Raw genomic sequence first — 22500 nt, 5'->3', positions numbered from 1 at the left:
CAATTATGGCTTGCGGCAGCCGTGATTCAGATAAGTTATTTGAACTCCTTCCATCCTCTGCGACGAATGTTACTTTTAATAACCTGTTAACAGAAACGGATAGCTTCAATGTGTTAACGTTCGAATACATTTACAACGGGGCGGGTGTAGGCGTTGGCGACATCAATAACGATGGGCTAACAGACATATTCTTTGCAGGAAATATGGTTTCCAGCAAACTTTATTTGAACCAAGGTAACTTCAAATTCAGAGATATCACCGTTGCCGCAAAGGTTCAGACTAACTTATGGTGTACAGGCGTCGCAATGGTTGATATCAATCAAGATGGACTTTTAGACATTCACGTTTCTACCATTCAACCCAACATCGATAAACCATCGGTCCCCAATCTTTTTTTTCTCAACAAGGGCGCCGGTAAAGATGGTGTTCCCCTTTTTGAAGAAGTTGCTGCAAAAATGGGTATCGCTGATTCAAGCTATTCAACCCAAGCCGCTTTCCTTGATTACGATCTGGATGGCGATCTTGACCTGTATTTGCTCAATAATGCTTTGGAGAAATTTAATCGAAACCAGGCCGTTGGACAAAGAGATGATGGGTCGGCAAAAAGCGTTGATAAATTTTACAGAAATGAGGGCATGGTGAATGGGTTACCCATCTTCAAAAACGTTTCAAAGGAAGCCGGTATACAACTTGAGGGCTGGGGGCTCGGCATTGTAGTGAATGATATTAACAATGATGGCTACCCTGACGTGTATGTAGCAAACGATTTTATTTCTAACGACAACCTGCTGATCAACAACAAACACAATTCTTTTACGAATGAGATTACATCCATGCTCAAACATCAGGAGCAAAATGGTATGGGGGTCGATATTGCCGATATAAACAATGATGGATTAAATGACATTGTAGCATTGGACATGATGCCCGATGATAACCTGCGACAGAAAACTATGTTTTCAACCATCGGCTACGACAGGTTCATGTTGTTTAGAAATAAGGGATACCAGGATCAATACATTCGCAATGTGCTGCAAATCAACAATGGAAATAATACCTTCAGTGACATTGGATACCTGGCAGGCATTTATGCCACCGATTGGAGTTGGAGCAGCCTTCTTGCAGATTTTGATAACGATGGCTATCGCGACTTGTTTGTTGGCAATGGTTATCGAAAAGATATCACCGATCAGGACTTCATTGCCTACAGTAAAGAACTTGCCATGTTTAGTACGGATAGAAACCGAATGAATACCATACGGCAGGAAGTTGAAAAATTATTGGGTGTTAAGAAGCCTAATTTTCTTTTTAAGAATAATGGTGATCTTACGTTTTCAGATAAGGCGGCGCTTTGGGGATTGGATCAGCCATCGTATTCAAATGGGGCGGCCTACGCGGATTTTGACAATGATGGCGACCTTGATTTAGTCACCAACAACATCAACGATGAAGCCTTTATTTACCGGAACAAGCTTAATGACCAAAAAGATAAGGCGGCCAAGTACCTTCGCATTAAACTCGTGGGTGACAACGGTGATTTACAAGCCTTAGGAACAAAAGTTTGGGTATTTCAAAAAGATAAAACTTATTATGCCGAACATCAAACGCAGCGAGGATACAAATCTACTGTAGAGGATTTTGAACACGTCGGACTAGGTCAAGCAAGCGAGCCAGTCGATTCATTAAAAGTCCTTTGGCCAAGCGGAAAAAGTCAGGTGTTGAAAAATATTGCGGTAAACCAGGTAATTAAATTGCATGAGAAAGATGCTGTTGTCAAGAATCAACCAACGGAGATCTCTGAGATACCTGATTTAATGGAATTGCATCGTGAGCTCAACATCAATTTTAAGCATCATGAAAAAGATTTTGTTGACTTTCAAGAAGGGCAATTGTTGTTGCCACAAAAACATTCGCAAGGTGGTCCTGGAATTGCAACAGGTGATATTAATAACGATGGCCTGGAGGACTTTGTTGTTGGTGGTTCAAGACAACGGTCGGCATACATCTTCTTTCAGCAGAAAAACGGCACTTTTAAAAAGGATTCACTTTTGGTGAAAGAAGAAGAGGACATGGGCCTGTTGCTTTTTGATGCAGATGGAGATAGCGATCTTGATCTTTATTGTGTCAGCGGAAGTTCTGAATTTAAAAATGAACTTGCCCATTATCGGGATCGCCTTTACAAGAATGATGGCGCTGGAAATTTTACCCTGGAGATTTCCGCTTTACCTGAAATAAAAAGCAGTGGAAGCTGTGTTGTAGCCAATGACTTTGATCAGGACGGTGACTTGGATTTATTTGTCGGAGGCAGAGTTGTTTCGATGCGCTATCCGGAAACACCTGAAAGCTATTTGTTAGTTAATAATGGAAGCGGAAAATTTGAAAATCAAACAACGCGACTATCAAGTGAATTGGACAAAGTAGGCATGGTAACTTCAGCGTTGTGGACCGACATCAATAATGATGGATGGACAGATCTAGCTGTGGTAGGTGAGTGGATGCCCATAACATTTTTTGTTAACGACAAAGGAAAATCATTTACTTCGATCAAACTTCCTGATACTTCAGGGTGGTGGAACAGTATTAATGGTGGAGACTTTGACAACGATGGCGACATCGACTATGTTGCCGGTAACTTAGGACTCAATTCTGTATATAGGGCATCCGTTAGCGAGCCTGTTTGTGTCTATGCAAAGGATTTTGACGACAATGGCTCGGTGGATGCTATACTTTGCAGGTATATACAGGGCAAAGAGTATCCCGTACACCCTCGTGAGACACTGACAGGACAAATTTCAAAGTTAAGGGGAGTTGCTGAGCGCTATTCAATATATGGCGGGATGGGTATAAAAGATTTGATTCCAGAAACGATGTTGAAGGACGCGTTGGTTTTGAAAAGCACTTTGTTTGCATCGGTCTATCTTGAAAACAACGGGTCTAATACCTTTTCAGTGAAGCAACTTCCCGTTGAAGCACAATATTCACCGATGTATGGTAGTGTCGTAGACGATGTGAACAACGACGGCAATCTGGATATTTTGTCTGTTGGTAATTCTTATGCATCTGAAACACTTTCTGGCTTTTATGACGCTGGCATCGGCAATTGTCTTCAAGGCGATGGCACAGGAAATTTTAAGCCTGTTCATGTTACTCGATCCGGTTTCTTCGTTGACGGCGATGCAAAAGCATTGTCCAGCCTCATGCTGGGTTCCGGTCAGCAATTATTTCTTGCCACTCAGAACCGCGACAGTCTGAAAGTTTTCTCATATCATAACAGTTCAGAGATCCCCGAGGAGAACATTGTTCGCGCCAATAGTCTCACAGCGTCGGCGATTGTCGAATTGAAAAACGGGAAGAAAAGAAAGCATGAATTTTATTATGGAAGTGGATATTTGTCTTCTTCGAGCAGAACAATAATAAAGGATAACACCATTTCAAATATCATCGTGAAAGATAACTAGCCGCATGGGAGCCAAGGGAATTGTGAGTTTATGAAAGCAATTTTTTTTAGACTGGTAATGATATTCGTTTTCGGCGCAAGCTTGTTTTCTTGCCAATTGAAACCTTCATCTCACGACGAAATGGTTCGGCTCTTGAAAATTCAGCGAGAACGATACAATCGTTTAGATAATTATTATGCATCTGCCCCCCAGGTAAAATATTATGACTCATTGATTGCTGCTACCAACAGCAAGCAGGACAAAATGATTTTTACCTATGATAAATGTTATGCGCTAATCGCGCTAGGTCGCGAGGAAGAAGCCATTCCTTTGTTAGAGGAGCAAGTATTGCGAATAAACAAAGAAGGGATTAATGGAATGGATAAACTCAAAGTGCAGCTGGCGCTCGCCTATCTCCGGGCAGGAGAGCGAACCAATTGCGTGATGAATCATTCTCCTGAAACATGTGTCCTTCCTATCCGAGGCGCAGGTATCCATACCGCACAAACGGGCTCGCGAAATGCAATCCGGGTTTATGAAGAGTTGCTGGAAAAATTTCCCGACAATCTCGAATACAAATGGCTGTTGAATATTGCTTACATGACACTAGGGGAATATCCCGTTAAGGTTCCTTCAAAATTTTTATTGCCTGATCTCGATCGCTCTATCGGAGATTCGTCTATGGTAAAACCATTTCAGGATGTTGCCGGTGCCCTTCATTTGGACATCAATAACATGGCTGGAGGAACAATTATCGAAGACTTCAATAATGATGGATACCTGGATATTGTAACCTCGAGTTGGGACCTTGATGAGCCACTCCATTATTTTCAGAATACTGGCGATGGTGCGTTCGTGGACAAGTCCGGATCGTCACGCTTGGCTGATCTAACGGGTGGGCTAAACATGGTGCAAATGGATTACAACAACGATGGTTTTAAAGATATTTTTGTCTTGCGCGGCGCGTGGCTCCGGAGCAATTATGGCGAGCAACCTAATTCATTAGTCCGAAACAACGGGGACGGTACTTTTACGGACGTAACTACCCAAAGTGGTTTGTTATCGTTTCATCCAACGCAAACTGCAACGTGGAATGATTTCAATAACGATGGCTGGGTGGATGTCTTCATTGGAAATGAAACCTGGCAAGGAAATGCTTCTTCGGGTTCACATCCATGCGAATTATATTTAAATAATCGTGATGGTTCGTTCACAAATATTGCCGAATTGGCGCGGTGTAATGTTACAGGATTTATCAAAGGAGTTACTTCTGGTGATTATGACAATGATGGATGGAAAGATATTTTTATTTCCAGTTTGTCCGGGGAAAGATTTCTATTAAAAAATACTGGATTAAAAGACGGAATGCCCGTTTTTGAAAATGTAACGAAGCATGCCGGGCTGGATGATAGACGTTCGCGCACTTTCCCAACGTGGTTTTGGGATTATGACAACGATGGATGGTTGGATATTCTTGTGGGTGATTTTACGTTTGATAAACCAATTTCCTCGTATGCCGCTGCTGACGCACTCGGGACTTTTAGCGGAACGTCTGGTACTATTCTCCTTTACAAAAATAATCAGGATGGAACATTCATTGATGTGTCGGAAAATGCCGGAACAAATAAAACGGCGTTTGCCATGTCAGCAAATTTTGGTGATATCGATAACGATGGTTTTCTGGATTTTTATTTAGGTACTGGAAATCCAGAACTAGAATCCATCGTGCCGAATAAAATGTTTCGGAATATTGCAGGCAAGAGATTTACCGATGTTACCACCGAAGCTCGCGTTGGTCATTTGCAAAAAGGTCATGCCATTTCTTTTGCTGACCTTGACAATGATGGCGATCAGGATGTATACATTGAATTAGGAGGTGCCTATAAAGGCGATGCGTTTCATAATTCCCTTTACCTTAATCCGGGTCAGGATGTAAAAAATAATTGGATCACCCTGGATCTTGTGCGAAAAAATAATCTCAATGTTATTGGTACGTTAGTGAAATTAACATGCAGGGAAAATAATACCGTGAGAACCATCTATCGCGAAGTAAATTCAGGTGGAAGTTTTGGTGCTTCACCATTGAGAAGAGAAATTGGTATCGGCCGGGCTACGGTAATTGACGAGATTGCTATTCAGTGGCACCCTGCACAGAAAGCACAAGTCATCAAAAATGTTAAGCCGAATCAGCATCTAAGAATCCGGGAAGGTACCGATAACCCAGAGGGGATTCCATTGAACGAATTGAATTTTACTTCCACTGGAACGCACGGGCATCATTAGAAAATCGAACTGAGGATTTGTCCGGATTCACCCCCTTAAAATGCCGGAGTTGTCCCTCCAGAAGTTTACGCTAACAAATTAAGTTTGTGTAAAAGAACAGACGTTTATGGAAACTCAAATATTAAAGGACGATATAAAAATTTTTGGCTTTCCCGTAAAAACCTTTCCCAAGGGGATTGGGGAATCTTTTGATTCGCTCGTAGCATTGATGCCAGAAGGCACAAACAGATCCTACTACGGAATAAGCAGCATGACGCCCGAAGGTAAAATGATTTATATCGCTGGCGTTGAAGAGATGAATGACGGCGAAGCTGAAAAGTTTGGGTTTGAAAGGTATATAATTAGTAAAGGAAAATATTTTTCCGTGAAAATTACAGATTGGAAAGTCCGGATAGAATTAATTAAAGAGAGTTTCCATAGCATGATGGAAGTAAAAGGAGTGGATCACATGAGCCCCTGTGTTGAGTGGTACAAAAACGATCGAGAAATGTATTGTATGGTCAAGGCTATTTCCTGACGAATACCTGTCGTTCAGCAGCTCGTTTATTTGTTAAACGAAAAAGCCGTCATGAGTTTGTCGAAAATCTTTGTATTGTGATAAATCCCAGTGAAGGTCTCTGCACCCGGCCCATAGGCGAACACTGGGACCATCACACTCGTGTGGCCCTCGGTTGAGAACCTTCCTTCAACCCGGCCGGTTTGAAGGTTGCCATCGACCAACGTGTAGCCTCCCGTTTCGTGATCTGCGGTGATAACTATTAAAGTTTCTCCATTTTTTTCGGCAAAGGAAAGTACTTCTCCAATTACATTATCGAAATCCAGCATTTCTTCAATGACGTGGTTGGAATTATTCTCGTGCCCGCCATCATCAATTTGTGATCCTTCGATCATTAAGAAGAAACCATTTTTGTTTTGTTCTAAAATCCGAATGGCAGTCTGCGCTGATTTTAACAATTGATCTCCTCGGCCACCAGACCAACGTTGGTCGGAAACAAATCCAGCCAACTTTCCTGAATTGACCTTAGCTACTTCATTGATATCATAAAGCACCTGATAGCCGTTCTTTTTTAGTTCTGCAGTCAAGTCACGTTTGTCAGCACGTGTTTTAAAATGGTTTAGGCCAGCGCCAATAAAAACATCAACATCAGTTTTAAGAAAATCATCAGCAATAGCTTCACCCAAATCGCGCGACGGCTGGTGAGCAATAAACGATGCTGGTGTCGCATCTGTGATAGCTGTAGTAGCCACAAGTCCGGTGGCGAGGCCTCTTTGTTCAGCAATTTCCAATATCGTAGCAACTGGCCTTCCCAAAGAATCGACTCCAACGCAACCGTTGTTGGTCTTTTTGCCAGTTGCAAATGCGGTTGCTCCGGCCGCTGAATCAGTGATGTACCGGTCTGCCGAATTGGTTTTTGAGAGACCCACCACCGTACATTTTTCAAGGTGAAGCCATCCTTTGTTAGCAGTCATGCCCGCGTAGATTTGCGCGAGCCCCATGCCGTCACCAATCAAAAGGATAACATTTTTCGCCTTGGTGGCTGGGTTACGAATAATCTTTTGCTGTGCGAAAGATGAAACCGATGTTGAGAATAAAAAAAGCAGATGAATGATGATATGCTTAAACATAAGATTGAATGAGTCTGTATACTTAGGTGAATATACTGATTTAGGCCAAACGCTATCGGATAGGATTGCTCACAAAACCCTTTTATATTTGTAAAGGATCAAACAACTCACTGTATGAAGAAGAACATTCTATTAGTTGATGATGACAAGATTTTCAATTTTCTGAGTGAGAAAACAATCACCTCCCTGGGGTTGGCAAACGAAATTAGTTTTGCATCGAACGGAAAACAGGCGTTGGAGATTCTTGAACTCTATCGTAACGGCAAGATGCAAATGCCAGATATTATATTTCTGGATCTTGACATGCCCATCATGAATGGCTACGAATTTTTAGAGGAGTTTGCTAAGATCGATCTGCCGAACAAAAATGCAATCACAATAGTCGTACTGACTTCATCAGCTGATCCAAGAGATTTGGCGCGCACAAAAGAAATGGGAATCAAATATTATTATAATAAACCTTTATCGCGAGACGAAATCAAGAAACTGATAGGCCAGGAGTTCTCTATCTCCTTGAATTAAAAACGTCGATATTTATTTTCTCATAAAGGTCTATTGCAAAAGACTCATATTCTAGTAAAGAGGACGGCTTGGGTATAAAAAGTGATGACCCGCTGAGATTTGCCTGCACCCCCTTATTATTGTCGCCTGTAGTAATAGAAAGAACCACTACTTTGATAGCATTATACGCCGGATTTGAATGGATCATGGACGCGATATCAACCCCATTTTTACCGGGCATATTTAAATCCGTGATAATTAAATCTGGCAATTCATCTGCATGCTGAATGAACTCTTTAAGCTGGGGCCACCCGGAACATTGGGCAATAATTGCGTAACGGTCCGAGGCCTCAAATCCTTTTTCCATAAAAAATAATTCATCAGGATCATTATCAACTAAGATTACTTTGATTCGCTCCATGCGAATTATTAACAGCGTGCCTCAGCGATTGTTTGCTCAAATAACCATTCGTAGCTTCTGCAAACGTTATGATTGAATTATTTGCTAAGTTTATGACCGCTAAATTTGACCCTCATCAACCCGTATGCTACCTGTTTACGAACCCATGTAGTTAATATTATACCATACCTAATTAAAACCCAATAATTGAAATGCTCCGTATTAAATCCACCTTTACTGAAAGCAAGCTTCTGCGAGCTGCATTTATATTAACCGTCTTTTTACTTGCGGATTCCTGTAGTCCTTCCGGACCATCGAAAGAAAAAGCTGAGGTATTACCTTATCTCAATACAGATTTGGCAATTGAAGAACGTGTTAATGATTTGGTTGGGAGGATGACTTTGGAGGAGAAAATCAGTCAGATGATCAATCAGGCGCCAGCCATCGAAAGATTGGGTATCCCTGAATATAACTGGTGGTCTGAGGGTTTACATGGCGTAGCACGGGCGGGGCTGGCTACAGTGTTTCCCCAGGCTATTGGACTGGGAGCTTCGTGGGATCGTGACTTGATGTTCAGAGTGTCGACTGCCATTGCCGACGAGGCCCGCGCCAAGCATCACGATTTTGCAAAAAAAGACAAACGATTTATTTATCAAGGGCTTACACTTTGGTCGCCCAACATCAATATTTTTCGTGACCCACGGTGGGGAAGAGGGCAGGAAACCTATGGGGAAGATCCATATCTCACCGCTAGACTTGCCGTTGAATTTATTAAAGGACTGCAGGGAGATGATTCAGTGTATTATAAAACCATTGCCACCGTTAAACATTTTGCTGTACACAGCGGCCCGGAAATCAATCGACATACTTTCAACGCAGTCATTGGTGAAAAAGATTTGTATGAAACTTATCTGCCGCAATTTGAAATTGGTATCAAAGAAGCAAAAGCATATTCATTGATGTGCGCTTATAATCGTTACAACGGAGAAGCCTGCTGCAGCAGTGGGAAATTATTAGACAATGTTCTTCGTCAGGATTGGGATTTTAGTGGATTTGTGGTTTCAGACTGCGGCGCCGTTGAAGATATTTATGCCCATCACAAAATTGTTTCGACACCGGCTGAGGCTGCGGCCTTGGCTGTAAAGTCAGGTACAGATCTGGAATGTGGAAAAGTATACCTCTCGTTAAAAGAGGCAGTACAAAAGAATCTTATCACCGAAAAAGAAATTGATGTTTCGGTAAAAAGACTTTTTACCGCAAGGTTTAAACTGGGCATGTTCGATCCTGATGACATGGTAAAGTATGCAAATATCCCTTACAGCGTTGTGGATAGCAAAGAACATAAAGCGATGGCACTGGAGGCCGCACAGAAATCCATTGTACTTTTAAAGAATGAAAATAAAACACTGCCGTTAAAAAAGGATATCGGAACTTTGGCTGTTATCGGCCCTAATTCAGACGAATGGCTGATGCTGTTGGGAAATTACAACGGCGTGCCATCAGATGCAGTCACGCCGCTCCGAGGAATCAAAGAAAAACTTAAGAGTACCAACGTGCTCTATGCCCAAGGTTGTGAATTGGCGGATGGGATGCCGACGTATAAAACAATTCCGGGTGAAGTTCTCTTTAGCGGAAATGAAAATGGATTGAAAGGAGAATATTTTAACAACGCTGATCTGAGCGGGACTCCTTTGTATACATCGACCGATAAGGATATGGACATGAATTGGTCGGAAAAAGCTCCGCGCAATGATATGAACGATGATAGTTTTAGTATTCGGTGGACGGGCGAATTGGTACCGGATAAAACTGCTATGTATCAACTTGGATTTGTAAGTACTACCAATACCCGTCTTTACTTGAATGATAGCCTGGTAGCCAAAACCATTTATCATTTCCGTGATGAATACGGCGATCCACGTTTACGAAAGTCTCCGGTTATGAAACTGGAGGCAGGGAAGCGTTATAAAATTAAACTGGAAGCCATCGAGACATATGCAGATGCGCAGGTGCAACTGGTTTGGGCAAGGCCTCAACCCGATCTAAAAAAAGAAGCGCTTGAAGTAGCAAAAAAAGCAGATGCCATTGTGATGTGCATGGGATTAACAGCGCGGATGGAAGGAGAAGAAATGGATATCGTAATAGATGGATTTAATGCCGGTGACAGAACGAAAATTGATTTACCTAAGCCTCAACAGCAGCTGATCAAAGAAATTGCTGCCTTAGGCAAACCAGTTGTGTTGGTGCTGCTAAACGGGAGTGCACTTGCTATAAACTGGGAGCAAAAAAATATCCCAGCCATTTTAGAAACCTGGTATCCTGGTCAGGCTGCTGGTCAAGCAATTGCTGATGTACTTTTTGGCGACTATAATCCTGGTGGAAAATTGCCCGTGACGTTTTATAAATCAGAAAAAGATCTTCCACCATTTAAAGATTACAATTTGACTAAACAGACATACCGTTACTTTAATGGTGAGCCGCTTTATCCCTTCGGGTATGGTTTGAGCTACACTACCTTTGGCTACGAAAATTTGAAAGTCGAAGAAACTTATAAGGCGGGTGATCCGGTAAAACTTTCCGTAACAGTAAAAAATACCGGAGCCGTATCCGGTGACGAGGTTGTGCAAGCGTACGTTACACACATGAAGGCTTCTATTAAAACGCCCATACGCTCCTTGGCGCAATTTCAACGTATTACGTTAGCACCCGGAGAATCAAAACAAGTTGATCTCACAATTACCTCGGACGCTTTTTCCATCGTGAATACGAAGGGCGAGCGAAGTGTAGTTCCTGGCGAATTTGAAATTGCTGTTGGCGGCGGACAACCTGATGTAAAAGTGGGAACAACGGCAGTACCAGGTTTGAAGACAAAAATTGCATTGCGATAAATTGAAGCGGTAAAAAAGCTTCCGTTAATCGTAAACTTTCGGAATGTTGAAATGCTTGTTACCAGCTAAGTGTTTTGCCATTCAGTTCCATATTCCTGCAGCGCTTACCGCATCGTCATAAATAGGTCAGCAAGACTCCGGGAAAAGCACGCTTCGCGGCGTGGTTAAAGAATAATGCAACAATCAATGCAACAAATCATGCAACAAATGCAACAATAGATATTTGCCTATCATGTAACATTTTTGGTGTTAACGATTGCAGCGACATAATTTGTCGAGATTAACGTTAATTTAGTGTATGCATCCGATTTCATTATGCACCTTGCTGTTGTGTGCCATTGCCAGTACTCCGATTTTTGGTCAAAAGGTTGCGACGTTGGAAGTGGAGCTGACTTCTCCGATGAATGGTTTACAAGTGCCTGCAAAAGTAGACCTCGATCAAATTACTTTACTTCATGACTCAGTTTTAAGCTTGGTGGAAGTCCAAGGTGCAAAACGAATTGCTGTTCCGTTTCAAATTGACAATAAAGAACTACGGATGTTGTATTGGATGGTCAATGCACCAAATGCAAAGGAAAAAAAACGTGTCTATGAAATCGTGAAAGGTAATCCTGTTAAGGCTTCACGTTTGATTCAGGCAAAGTCAAGTGATGGTGCACTGCTAATAACGAGCGGAAATAAAAACCTGCTTCAATACAATTTCAAAACGGTGTACCCGCCTGCTGGAATTGATACAGCTTACAAGCGAAGTGCATTCATTCATCCCCTGTGGACACCGAATGGAAAAGTTATCACGCGTATTCAGGCACCCGACCATTATCATCACTATGGTATATGGAATCCGTGGACCCATGTTTTGTTTGAAGGTGATACTGTCGATTTTTGGAATATCAAAGGACGGAAAGGCACGGTTCGGTTTGGTAGTTTTGTTTCGATTACTGAAGGTCCCGTTTTTGCCGAATACCAAGCGATTCACGAACATGTTGCATTTAAGGCTGGAAAGGAAAAAGTTGCGCTCAATGAATTGCAAACCGTGCGTGTATACCGGCCGGAAGACAACCACGACAATTATATTGTCGATATAACCATCCAGATGAACTGTGCGTCATCTAGTCCCTTTCTAATTCTTGAATATCGCTATGCTGGCTTGGGCTGGAGAGCAACAGAGCAATGGAAAAAAGATAATAGTGAAGTACTGACTTCCGAAGGAAAAACGCGAAAAGGTGCTGATGGAACTACAGCAAAGTGGGCCATCATTCAAGGAACATTAGATAATGAATATGGCGGGGCCGTAATGATGTCTTATCCGGCAAATTTCAATCATCCTGAACCACTTCGCATTTGGCCGGAAGATTCTAATGGGGGCGAGATGTTTGGTATGTTCGCCCCAACAAAAACAAAAGATTGGCTTTTAACCCCTGGCAAGACTTATACCCTGAAATACAGGTTTAATGTCTTCCGTGGTAAGTTTACAAAAGAGAAAGCAGAAAGTGGTTGGCAATATTATAGTGCGCCACCGAAAGTAACGGTAAAGATGAATTGATTAAATATAATTTTCCCTGTATATGAAAAACAATAAACCTACAGTCACCAGAAGAAAATTTCTCCAGACTTCTGTAAAGGCAACAGCGCTTTCAACGGTTGCCCTGGGCTTTCCTTCCATTGTACCCGCCAGTGTGTTTGGCAAACATGCGCCGAGCAATCGGATTAACGTTGGGGCTATCGGTGTCGGTCGCATTTCTCGCATTCACGATATGCCCGGTGTTTGGAAAACTGATTTCGCGCAAATCGTAGCGGTATGTGATTTAGATACGAAACGTGCTGCAGAAGGAAAACAACTCGTAAATGAATATTACACCAAGCGCGATGGTAAGCCTTTCGATGGCGTAAAAGAATATCACGACTATCGCGAACTCATTAATGATAAAGACATCGATGCGGTGCTTATCAGTACACCTGACCATACCCACGCTATGATTGCTGTTGCCGCAGCCAGGGCTAAAAAACACATGTACATGCAGAAGCCGGCATCCCTTACGATTTCTGAAGGACGTTTCGTGAGTGACGTCGTACAAAAAAGTGGCGTGAAGTTTCAAATCGGTAGCCAGCAAAGATCCTCGGAGCAATTCAGGTATGCAGCAGAACTTGTAAGAAATGGACGGATTGGTCAGCTAAAGACTGTGTATGTCGGGTTGCCGGGAGATCCATCAGGTGAAGAAGAGCCTGAGATGCCAATTCCAAAAAACCTAAACTATGACATGTGGCTGGCGTCAACGCCTTATGTGTATTATACCGAGAAGCGCGTACATCCTCAGGAAGGTTATGATCGCCCAGGTTGGTTGCGTTGTGAACAATTCGGGGCAGGTATGATTACAGGTTGGGGTTCTCATCATATTGATTCCGCGCACTGGGGAATGGGTATGGAAAAATCCGGGCCCGTAGAAATCTGGGGGCATGCCGAGTTTCCGAAAAAAGGACTTTGGGATGTTCATGGAATTTTCAAAACCGAAGCGTTGTACGACAACGGCGTGAAGATGGTGGTTAGCAATGAATTGCCAAATGGTATCAAGTTTGAAGGAACGGAAGGCTGGATTTTCGTAACAAGAGGTAACTATCAGGCTACAGCCAGTGACCCGGTGAATGCAGACGGAACAAAACCGTTAGATGCAAGTGATCCAAAAATCATCAAATCTGTCATTGGGCCGAATGAATTTCATTTTACCGTAAGTAAGAATCATCATCTCAACTGGCTTGAAAGCATTCGCGACAATAAAGCGCCGATTGCTCCTGTAGAGGAAGCACATCGCTCTTGTTCTGCTTGTTTACTGCATCATATCGCTATGAAGTTGGACCGCAAAATATATTGGGATCCTAAAAAAGAACAATTTAAAAACGATGAGGAGGCAAACCGTATGTTGTCTCGAACACAACGGCCAGCATATGCGGTGAAGTAAGTGACTTCTAACCAATCCATCATTCGATATTCGGTTCCTTGTTCGATATTTAGAAGTTATATTTTACATTATCGGCACTGAACTCCCTTAACGAATGTTGAATCGGTTTTTGTCTCTTTTAGTACTGAGTTCTCCGCATTATTTTGTGAAAGGCGATATCATCGACACACCGAATTCCAACACTTTCTCGTCATGAAAAATATAATCCTGATTTTTGTAATATTAATTCCCTTGTTCGGTGTGAGCCAGCATGCTGTTGTGCCTTCACAACTATATTCGTGGAAAAAGCCTACGGATAGGCTTGCTCAAAATGTATACGGTTCTACTTTATTGGAAGGATCTGTCCACGACATGGAATACTTGAGTATGAGTTCAATTGCAGTTACCCCTTCTAAGAAGAAGACCGACCTCCAGGTTCCTGCAAATGAAGAGCATTTATTGCTGATTAAATCTGGTGTACTTACCATACGTATTAACGATTCAACGTGGTCGATAGGTGGAGGCAGCGTCGCTTTGTTAATGCCCGGACAAAAATATTCAGTGCAAAACGCTACAAACGATTCATGCACATATTATTTGATGAAGTATCGCTCAAAGTCGCCTATGGATATTGCGCGAGGAGCCGCATCGGGTGGCTCGCTGGTAAGAGACTGGAACAAGATAACCTTTAAGCCTCATGATAAGGGAGGAATACGGAATTATTTTGAACGGCCTACAGCCATGAGTAAGCGCCTTGAAATGCATGTAACCACACTAAAAGAGGGAATCAAAAGTCACGAGCCGCACACGCATCGTGCCGAAGAAATTGTTTTGATCATCAATAACAAGACTGAAATGCAAATCGGTGAGAAATTTTATAAAGGCGGCACTGGCGATATTTATTATCTTGGCTCCAATGTTTCTCACGCCATCCGAAACGATGGTGTAGGAACATGTACTTATTTTGCATTCCAATTTGAATAATTCCCTATGAAACAAACCATTCTTATCTGCTGTTTATTTGCTTGCCTTTGTATGTCTTGTAATACTAAATCTGATCAACCGGTTTCTGAATATAAACCAAAAGATGTACAACTTGTGACTTTGGACCCTGGACATTTTCATGCAGCATTGGTTCAAAAAACTGCCTTTGACGACGTCGATTCAACCGTGTATGTCTATGCGCCGGAGGGAGGTGATTTAAAATTGCATCTTGATCGGATCAATGGTTTCAATGCCCGCTCTGAGTCTCCAACGAATTGGAACGAACAGGTTTACACAGGCAATGACTTCTTCGAGAAAATGATTTCAGAGAAGAAAGGAAATGTGGTAGTACTTTCTGGTAACAATAAAAAGAAAACCGAATACATTTTAGGTTCGCTGAAAAATCAGTTCAATGTTTTGGCAGACAAGCCTATGGTGATCGATGGTAAAGGATTTCAACAATTAAAAGAAGCCTTTAAGGTAGCCGCTACAAACAAATTGCTTTTGTATGATATTATGACCGAGCGGTTCGAGATTACCACGATGCTTCAGCGCGAGTTAAGTATGTTGCCTGAAGTTTTTGGTACGCTTGAAAAAGGTACTCCCCAAAATCCCGCGATCACCAAAGAGAGTGTGCATCATTTCTATAAATACGTTTCGGGAAATGTATTGACCAGACCGGCATGGTTCCTCGATGCGGCACAGCAGGGAGAAGGTATTGTTGATGTTATGACGCATCTGGTGGATTTGGTACAATGGGAATGCTTTCCTGAACAAACCATCGATACGACCGATATCAAAGTTAATACAGCAAAACGTTGGCCGACAAATATGGGGTTAGCGGAATTCAAGGCGATTACAAAATTGGAGGCTTTTCCTGATTATCTCAAGGACAAAGTTGAATATGATACATTGTTAAAAATTTTTTGTAATGGAGAGATCAATTACCAGGTCAAGGGAATTCATGCAAAAACTTCTGTTATCTGGAAGTATAAGGCCCCTGAAGGGACAGGTGATACACACTACTCCATCATGCGCGGATCAAAAGCAAATCTTGTCATTCGTCAGGATAAAGATGAACAATTTAAACCCACATTATACGTAGAGCCTGTGGGTAAAAATGCTCAATATGAGTCAGTGCTGCAGGAACAGATTAAAACTGTTGCTGCAAAATATCCTGGCGTTGAGCTCAAGAAATCAAAAAAAGGTTGGGAGGTAGTCATTCCTGAAAAATACAAAGAGGGTCATGAAGCACATTTCGGCCGGGTCATGGAAAAATTTTTGGAATATTTAAAAAATGGAAATATGCCGTCATGGGAAGTGCCAAATATGATTGCTAAATATTATACAACAACCCAAGGGCTGGAATTTTCATTGAAAAAATAGGACTTTAGGAAACCTTTATTTGGTTTTTTTAATGAACCAGGTCTATGCGTTCGCAATATTGATTAAGGTTGCTTAGAAGATCTATTTACCGAATCTAAAAATACTTGGATATCCAAACATTCATTAAAAATGAAAACGCTGTTTAAATCCCTGCACACCCTTATCGCTACCGTTGTGTTGATGACCGTGATCCTTCAGAATGGATTTGCACAAAATCCAGATCCGAACACGATGACCAAAGAGGAGCGTGACGCGTATTTTGCTAAACTCAGAGAAGCCTCGGAAGGGGATCACAAGAGAATGATGAAGTTATTGAACATCGATTCGATACGACGGGGTGCAAATGGGAACGATCCGACTGCGCCAAATGCTCCGAACTATGATGAATCAAAAGCAAATCCTTTTCCTGATCTTCCAGATCCGTTGATATTGAAGAACGGTAAAAAGGTCACATCTGCTAAAATGTGGTGGAATCAACGGCGACCCGAAATTGTTGAAGATTTTGATCGCGAGATTTATGGAAGGCAGCCGGCTAATACTCCTAAGGTAAATTGGGAGGTCGTAAGCACCACGAACGAAATGTATGAAGGCGTTCCGGTGATTATGAAAAAGTTGGTCGGTCATGTCGATAATTCATCATACCCGCAAATCACAGTAGACATACAGTTGACGCTTGCGACCCCGGCAAATGCAAAAGGTCCTGTGCCTGTTATCATGGAGTTTGGTTTTATCCGGCCATCCTGGTTTCCGCAGCAGAATCCTCCGCCACCAGGTCCTTCATGGCAGAAACAAGTTTTGGACAAAGGATGGGGCTACGCATCATTAATTCCTACAAGTGTTCAGGCGGATAACGGTGCCGGACTTACTCAAGGTATTATTGGTTTGGTCAATAAAGGACAACCTCGGAAGCCTGATGACTGGGGTGCGTTGCGGGCATGGGCGTGGGGTGCCAGTCGTGCGCTGGACTATTTTGAAACGGACAAAGCGGTGGACGCGAAGCGCGTTGGGTTAGAGGGTCACTCACGGTATGGAAAAGCAACGGCTGTAGCAATGGCTTATGAACCAAGACTGGCTGTAGCCTACATCAGCTCCAATGGGGAAGGTGGCGCGAAAATAAATCGCAGGAATTATGGAGAGATCATTGAGAACGTGGCGGGCGCGGGTGAGTATCATTGGATGGCTGGAAACTTTATTAAATATGCCGGGCCTTTAAATGGGGGTGACCTGCCTGTAGATGGACATAGTCTTATCGCACTTTGCGCGCCGCGCCCTGTATTTTTGAGCAGTGGTGATAAAGGTGACCAATGGGTTGACGCGAAAGGAATATTTCTTGCAGGCGTGCATGCCGGACCTGTCTACAAACTACTAGGGAAAAAAGATTTAGGAACTTCAGAATTTCCATCCTTGGAAACAACATTAATCGCTGGTGACATTGCCTACCGGCAGCACAGTGGTGGTCATACACCTGGACCGAATTGGCCAACGTTCCTGGAATTTGCCAGCCGGTATTTTAATAAATAAAATTTTGAGACTTTAGCTATAAACAAAGGATCCGCTGCCGCTAAAATACAGTTCGATTTGTACTTCAGCTTTAGCGGATCCTTTTCTTATACTTCCGATTTAGTGCTGAACAATATCACAGCTCAAGGATCGCAATGAGAATGGTGTCAATGCAAATCGCGCGTTACTTCAGACCCTGAGCCGCCTCTTAAGATATCGAGATCTGTTCCAAGATGAGCTTGCTGCACGTGGTCGATGTAGAATTTAACGTATCCCCTATCCGTTAATGGAGCCGGAGGAATCCATGCCGCCTTCCTTTTTTTCAATTCCTCATCGCTAATGTCGAGATGCAGTTTTCTGTTCGCAACGTCCAGTTCAATCATATCACCGTTCTTGACCAGTGCCAACGTTCCACCGATTGCAGATTCCGGAGATACGTGTAACACGACCGTTCCTGCAGCGGTACCACTCATTCTTCCGTCAGAAATACGAACCATGTCCACGATTCCTTTCTTTAAAATTTTTTCTGGAAGATCAACGTTCCCAACTTCAGGCATGCCCGGGTATCCTTTTGGCCCAACGCCTTTTAAAACAATAACACATGTTTCATCGATATCCAGGTTTGGATCATCAATGCGTTCGTGATAATCTTCCATGGTTTCAAAGACGACTGCGCGTCCTCTGTGCTTCATTAATTTCGGTGATGCAGCCGATGGTTTAATTATTGATCCGTCTTCACTTAGGTTACCTTTAAGTACAGCAATACCGGCTTCCTTTTGAAATGGCTCATCAACCTTTGCGATCACATCGCAGTTATAGCAAGGTGATTCCGCATTGTTGTCGCCAATAGGCTTACCGTTAACAGTAATGGCATCATTGTGGAGGTAAGCTTTCATTTCTCTTAACACGACGGGCAAACCTCCTGCATAGTAAAAATCTTCCATCAAATATTTTCCGGACGGCTTTAAGTTTAAAAGCAGCGGGATTTTACTGCCTAGTTTATCGAAGTCTTCTAAATTAAGCTCTACACCAAGTCTGCCGGCGATCGCCAATAGATGAATAATAAAGTTTGTCGAACCACCAACTGCCGCATTAATAACTATGGCGTTTTCAAAAGCCTTGCGTGTAAGAATTTTTGAGATCTTCAGGTCTTCCTTCACCATCTCTACAATTCTTCTTCCGGAAAGTTGTGCCAATACTTTCTTCCGTGAATCTACTGCGGGAATGGCGGCTGCGCCTGGCAACGTAAGACCTAACGCTTCCACCATGCAAGCCATGGTTGACGCTGTTCCCATGGTCATGCAATGCCCGTTACTTCTGGCTACACCGATTTCCATTTCCATAATCTCGGCGTCGGTGATGTTGCCAACTTTTTGTCTTTCTTTAATTTCCCAATTGAAAGAACCTGAGCCTACGCATTCGCCGCGAAAACGTCCGCTTAGCATCGGGCCACCAGGCACAACAATGGTAGGTAAGTCAACGCTGCATGCGCCCATCACCGTGGAGGGCGTTGTCTTATCGCAACCTGTTAGAAGAACAACGCCGTCCAGGGGATTAGCGCGAATTGATTCTTCAACATCCATGCTTGCAAGGTTTCTGAACAGCATGGTGGTGGGTCGCATGATCGTCTCGCCCAAGGATGTTACCGGGAATTCCAATGGAAATCCTCCCGCTTCCGCGATGCCGCGTTTTACAATTTCGGCGAAGTCTCTCAGGTGCCCATTGCAAGGAGTGAGTTCAGACCATGTATTGCAAATGCCGATGACCGGTTTACCTCTGAAGTAATCATCAGGATAACCTTGATTTCGTAACCATGAGCGGTGTACAAACCCCATCTTGTCAGATTTGCCAAACCAATCGGCGCTTCGCAATTTTTTTTTCTCAGTTGCCATAGAAATGCTTAATGTAAAAATTAAGTTTTATTTAGTCTTTGATCCGCTTGTGGGTTGAAGAATATCAGCATCCTACGCCTTTTCTTTTGCCCGGCTAGCAGTTTTTTTAATAGTTCTTAACTCGCTCTCCATTCACCAGCCGCCATAATCCTAGTGGATTACCATCCTGTAATTCTTGTGGCAATAGTGATGTGGGAAAATTTTGATAACAAACAGGCCGTGTAAACCTTGAGATGGCTCCTGTGCCAACAGAGGTAGACCGGCTGTCTGTCGTGGCAGGGAAGGGACCACCATGCACCATGGCATGACAAACTTCAACACCTGTAGGGTATCCGTTAATAATCAACCGCCCTACTTTTTGCTCCAGAACAGCAATCAACTCCCTATACTCTTTCAAATCTTTTTCAGTAGCATGAAGTGTCGCTGTGATGTGTCCACCTAATTTTGTCGCTGCCTGAATAAGATCCTCTTTTGTATTGGCTGTAATGGCCAACGTTGACGGCCCAAATACTTCTTCTTCTAAAGTAGGATCTTTCAAGAATGAGTCAATTGATGCATGCAGCAGATGTGCAGCACCGCGACTTCCAGTCCCTTCTGCCGGACCGGTTGCAAGCACTTCAACGCCTGTCGCTGAACTCAATTTTTCAATTCCTTTTTTAAAGCTCCCCTGAATACCGGATGTTAACATGACGCCGGCGCCAATACCTTTGAAGCTAGATGACAGGGCATCCTTAAACTTCGAACCTTCGTCAGAATTTGGAACGAATACCAAACCAGGATTGGTACAGAACTGCCCCACTCCTAGTGTCACGGCAGCAGCAAGATCTTGAGCAATTTTTTCTTTTCGTTCTTTCAAGGCATCGGGTAAGATAAATACCGGGTTTACGCTTCCCATCTCAGCGTATACCGGTATCGGTACAGGCCGTTTATTTGCCTCGTCGAACAATGCTTTCCCGCCACGGTAAGATCCTGTAAAGCCGATGGCTGTGATTGCAGGATGTTTCACCAGGGCCATGCCCACTTGAGTAGACCGTCCGTTGATCATGGAGAACGTTCCTTCCGGCATTTTTGATTTTTTTACAGCACTTTGGATCGCTAGGCCAACGAGTTCACAAACGCCGGGGTGAGCCGGGTGTGCCTTAAATACTACCGGACAGCCCGCAGCTAAAGCTGACACGGTGTCGCCACCGGCCACTGAAAAAGCCAAAGGAAAGTTGCTCGCCCCAAAAACGCCTACGGGACCTAAAGGCCGTTGCATACTCCTGATATCTGGCTTAGGTAAGGGCTTGCGCTCAGGATCTGCCGTGTCAATCCGCGCATCTACCCAGGAACCTTCTCGTAAAAGGGATGCAAATAACTTTAGTTGTCCAACAGTACGACCTCGTTCCCCTATCAAGCGGGCTTCGGGTAACCCTGTTTCTTCCATGCAGCGTTTTATCAATTCGTCACCCAGGCTTACGATTTCGTCGGCTATTTTCTCCAGAAATGCAGCCTTGTCTTTTCCGCTAACATTCCGGTAAATCTGAAAAGCTTCCGTTGCTTTCCTGATGGCTTCATTTATTTCCTGTTCTGTTGCTTCGTAAAAAGGGGGCTCAAGGCGCTCTCCTGTAGCTGGATTCTCTCCGTAAAAAAGATCCTTTCCCTCGCCTGAAAGATCTTCTCCAATTATATTTTTTCCTGTCATCTTGATGTTTAATGTTAAAGTTTTAAGACTGTGCTTGGTATCAGCACGAGTTTTTCTAAAGTAGTATGTGGGGTATGTTCAGATGAGCCACCGGATTAAGCACTCAACCTTACCCAACCTTATTTACCAGCGTACCGATTGGTTCAATGGTAATTTTGATTTCATCGTTCTTCTGCAATGTAAAATCATTTCCAGGTACAATACCCGTTCCGGTCATCAGAAAACTTCCATTTGGAAAACTTGCTTCACGATATAAAAATTCTACCAGCTCTGTGAATTTTCTTTTTATTTGATTTATACCGATGGTGCCTTCAAAGACTTTCGTATTGTCTCTTGAAATTTCCAATTGGATAATTGTGTTTTCGGCAAGCGGTTGTTGTGTGACATAAATACACGGTCCAAGCGCGGCACATCCATCGTACGTTTTAGCCTGAGGAAGGTATAAAGGGTTTTCACCTTCTATACTTCTTGAGCTCATGTCATTTCCGATGGTATAGCCAACGATTTTTCCCTTGGAAGTGATTACCAGTGTCAGTTCAGGTTCGGGTACATCCCAGGTAGAGTCTTTTCGGATTCTCACATTACCCCCGGGAGGAACAACCCGGGCTGGTGTCGCTTTAAAAAATAATTCAGGACGTTCAGCTTCATAGACCCGCGCATAAAAGTCACTGCCACCTGCATTTTTAGATTCCTCCTGCCTGCCGACTTTACTTCTCAAATATGTTACACCGCTGGCCCACACTTCCTGGTTTTGGATCGGTGCTTGTACTTCTTTCAAAAGGCTATCCTGTGATTCAGTAGAAGGTTTTGTGTCTTTAGTTATTTTTTCAAGTTTTTCAGAAAGATTATCGTCATTGATAAATGTGTCCCAATTTTGATTCTCTAACAGAAACAACGATTTCTCTTTTTCAACAACAATACCTCGTTTTGTTTTATATACGCGCATGATTTAATTTTTTTAATGATTATGATTTTACTTCGCAACT

At 43.0% G+C, this 22500-nt stretch carries 15 protein-coding genes; 10 read left to right on the top strand and 5 right to left on the bottom strand.

All coding sequences use genetic code 11. The features are described from left to right. Positions 1-5 precede the first annotated feature (5 nt). The 3 genes from P2W71_RS02660 to P2W71_RS02650 all read left to right on the top strand — a co-directional run bounded on the left by P2W71_RS02660 (position 6) and on the right by P2W71_RS02650 (position 6237). On the top strand, positions 6-3458 hold the full coding sequence (locus tag P2W71_RS02660) for a VCBS repeat-containing protein (protein WP_276366664.1): 3453 nt from the start codon (positions 6-8) through the stop codon (positions 3456-3458). 30 nt (positions 3459-3488) lie between these two features. Next, positions 3489-5720, top strand: a complete 2232-nt coding sequence (locus P2W71_RS02655) for a CRTAC1 family protein (RefSeq protein WP_276366661.1) — start codon at positions 3489-3491, stop codon at positions 5718-5720. 106 nt (positions 5721-5826) lie between these two features. Continuing rightward, positions 5827-6237, top strand: a complete 411-nt coding sequence (locus tag P2W71_RS02650; RefSeq protein ID WP_276366658.1) for a hypothetical protein — start codon at positions 5827-5829, stop codon at positions 6235-6237. Between the two features lie 26 nt (positions 6238-6263). On the opposite strand, the gene P2W71_RS02645 is transcribed toward P2W71_RS02650, so the two are convergent. Then, positions 6264-7346 (bottom strand): alkaline phosphatase, encoded by a 1083-nt coding sequence (locus tag P2W71_RS02645; RefSeq protein ID WP_276366654.1) that lies wholly within the window; start codon positions 7344-7346, stop codon positions 6264-6266. 114 nt (positions 7347-7460) lie between these two features. On the opposite strand from P2W71_RS02645, the gene P2W71_RS02640 reads away from it, so the two are divergent. Beyond that, positions 7461-7868: a response regulator gene (locus P2W71_RS02640; protein WP_276366652.1), complete on the top strand. Its 408-nt coding sequence runs from the start codon at positions 7461-7463 to the stop codon at positions 7866-7868. Here the strand turns inward: P2W71_RS02640 and P2W71_RS02635 are convergent. Further along, positions 7852-8268, bottom strand: a complete 417-nt coding sequence (locus tag P2W71_RS02635) for a response regulator (RefSeq protein ID WP_276366649.1) — start codon at positions 8266-8268, stop codon at positions 7852-7854. The genes P2W71_RS02640 and P2W71_RS02635 overlap by 17 nt on opposite strands. Before the next feature lie 191 nt (positions 8269-8459). Between P2W71_RS02635 and P2W71_RS02630 the strand changes: the two genes are divergently transcribed. The 6 genes from P2W71_RS02630 to P2W71_RS02605 all read left to right on the top strand — a co-directional run bounded on the left by P2W71_RS02630 (position 8460) and on the right by P2W71_RS02605 (position 17959). Further along, entirely contained in the window at positions 8460-11135 is a 2676-nt protein-coding gene (locus P2W71_RS02630) for a glycoside hydrolase family 3 C-terminal domain-containing protein (RefSeq protein ID WP_276366646.1), read from the top strand. Positions 11136-11433: 298 nt separating this feature from the next. Next, the gene (locus tag P2W71_RS02625; RefSeq protein ID WP_276366643.1) at positions 11434-12678 is read left to right on the top strand and encodes a PmoA family protein; all 1245 of its coding nucleotides are present in this window, start codon (positions 11434-11436) and stop codon (positions 12676-12678) included. Between the two features lie 22 nt (positions 12679-12700). Continuing rightward, complete coding sequence (locus P2W71_RS02620) at positions 12701-14089, top strand: Gfo/Idh/MocA family oxidoreductase (RefSeq protein WP_276366640.1); 1389 nt, start codon at positions 12701-12703, stop codon at positions 14087-14089. 192 nt (positions 14090-14281) lie between these two features. Next, a complete protein-coding gene (locus P2W71_RS02615; RefSeq protein WP_276366638.1) occupies positions 14282-15052 on the top strand; it encodes a cupin domain-containing protein in 771 nt (256 codons plus the stop codon). Between the two features lie 51 nt (positions 15053-15103). Beyond that, positions 15104-16438 carry a putative oxidoreductase C-terminal domain-containing protein gene (locus P2W71_RS02610; RefSeq protein ID WP_276366635.1) on the top strand — a complete coding sequence of 445 codons (1335 nt, stop codon included), beginning with the start codon at positions 15104-15106 and terminating at the stop codon, positions 16436-16438. 129 nt (positions 16439-16567) lie between these two features. Continuing rightward, positions 16568-17959 (top strand): acetylxylan esterase, encoded by a 1392-nt coding sequence (locus tag P2W71_RS02605; protein ID WP_276366633.1) that lies wholly within the window; start codon positions 16568-16570, stop codon positions 17957-17959. A 146-nt stretch (positions 17960-18105) separates the two neighbouring features. Here the strand turns inward: P2W71_RS02605 and P2W71_RS02600 are convergent, their stop codons facing one another. The 3 genes from P2W71_RS02600 to P2W71_RS02590 form a co-directional block, all read right to left on the bottom strand. Next, on the bottom strand, positions 18106-19830 hold the full coding sequence (locus tag P2W71_RS02600) for an IlvD/Edd family dehydratase (RefSeq protein ID WP_276366631.1): 1725 nt from the start codon (positions 19828-19830) through the stop codon (positions 18106-18108). A 106-nt stretch (positions 19831-19936) separates the two neighbouring features. Beyond that, complete coding sequence (locus tag P2W71_RS02595) at positions 19937-21514, bottom strand: aldehyde dehydrogenase (NADP(+)) (protein WP_276366629.1); 1578 nt, start codon at positions 21512-21514, stop codon at positions 19937-19939. Positions 21515-21623: 109 nt separating this feature from the next. Continuing rightward, positions 21624-22460 (bottom strand): fumarylacetoacetate hydrolase family protein, encoded by an 837-nt coding sequence (locus P2W71_RS02590; RefSeq protein ID WP_276366626.1) that lies wholly within the window; start codon positions 22458-22460, stop codon positions 21624-21626. Positions 22461-22500: the final 40 nt, after the last annotated feature.

The sequence above is a fragment of the Chryseolinea sp. H1M3-3 genome (genome assembly GCF_029360725.1).
In the GTDB taxonomy this organism is placed as follows: Bacteria; Bacteroidota; Bacteroidia; order Cytophagales; family Cyclobacteriaceae; genus Chryseolinea.
This window is presented reverse-complemented; position numbering and strand designations above follow the sequence as displayed.

What these genes read in the sequence shown, in the direction of transcription:
- P2W71_RS02655 (WP_276366661.1), top strand. Translation starts at nt 3,489, where the DNA reads ATGAAAGCAATTTTTTTTAGACTGGTAATGATATTCGTTTTCGGCGCA.
- P2W71_RS02645 (WP_276366654.1), bottom strand. Translation starts at nt 7,346, where the DNA reads ATGTTTAAGCATATCATCATTCATCTGCTTTTTTTATTCTCAACATCG.
- P2W71_RS02610 (WP_276366635.1), top strand. Translation starts at nt 15,104, where the DNA reads ATGTCTTGTAATACTAAATCTGATCAACCGGTTTCTGAATATAAACCA.
- P2W71_RS02640 (WP_276366652.1), top strand. Translation starts at nt 7,461, where the DNA reads ATGAAGAAGAACATTCTATTAGTTGATGATGACAAGATTTTCAATTTT.
- P2W71_RS02635 (WP_276366649.1), bottom strand. Translation starts at nt 8,268, where the DNA reads ATGGAGCGAATCAAAGTAATCTTAGTTGATAATGATCCTGATGAATTA.
- P2W71_RS02620 (WP_276366640.1), top strand. Translation starts at nt 12,701, where the DNA reads ATGAAAAACAATAAACCTACAGTCACCAGAAGAAAATTTCTCCAGACT.
- P2W71_RS02650 (WP_276366658.1), top strand. Translation starts at nt 5,827, where the DNA reads ATGGAAACTCAAATATTAAAGGACGATATAAAAATTTTTGGCTTTCCC.
- P2W71_RS02605 (WP_276366633.1), top strand. Translation starts at nt 16,568, where the DNA reads ATGAAAACGCTGTTTAAATCCCTGCACACCCTTATCGCTACCGTTGTG.
- P2W71_RS02660 (WP_276366664.1), top strand. Translation starts at nt 6, where the DNA reads ATGGCTTGCGGCAGCCGTGATTCAGATAAGTTATTTGAACTCCTTCCA.
- P2W71_RS02630 (WP_276366646.1), top strand. Translation starts at nt 8,460, where the DNA reads ATGCTCCGTATTAAATCCACCTTTACTGAAAGCAAGCTTCTGCGAGCT.
- P2W71_RS02625 (WP_276366643.1), top strand. Translation starts at nt 11,434, where the DNA reads ATGCATCCGATTTCATTATGCACCTTGCTGTTGTGTGCCATTGCCAGT.
- P2W71_RS02600 (WP_276366631.1), bottom strand. Translation starts at nt 19,830, where the DNA reads ATGGCAACTGAGAAAAAAAAATTGCGAAGCGCCGATTGGTTTGGCAAA.
- P2W71_RS02615 (WP_276366638.1), top strand. Translation starts at nt 14,282, where the DNA reads ATGAAAAATATAATCCTGATTTTTGTAATATTAATTCCCTTGTTCGGT.
- P2W71_RS02595 (WP_276366629.1), bottom strand. Translation starts at nt 21,514, where the DNA reads ATGACAGGAAAAAATATAATTGGAGAAGATCTTTCAGGCGAGGGAAAG.
- P2W71_RS02590 (WP_276366626.1), bottom strand. Translation starts at nt 22,460, where the DNA reads ATGCGCGTATATAAAACAAAACGAGGTATTGTTGTTGAAAAAGAGAAA.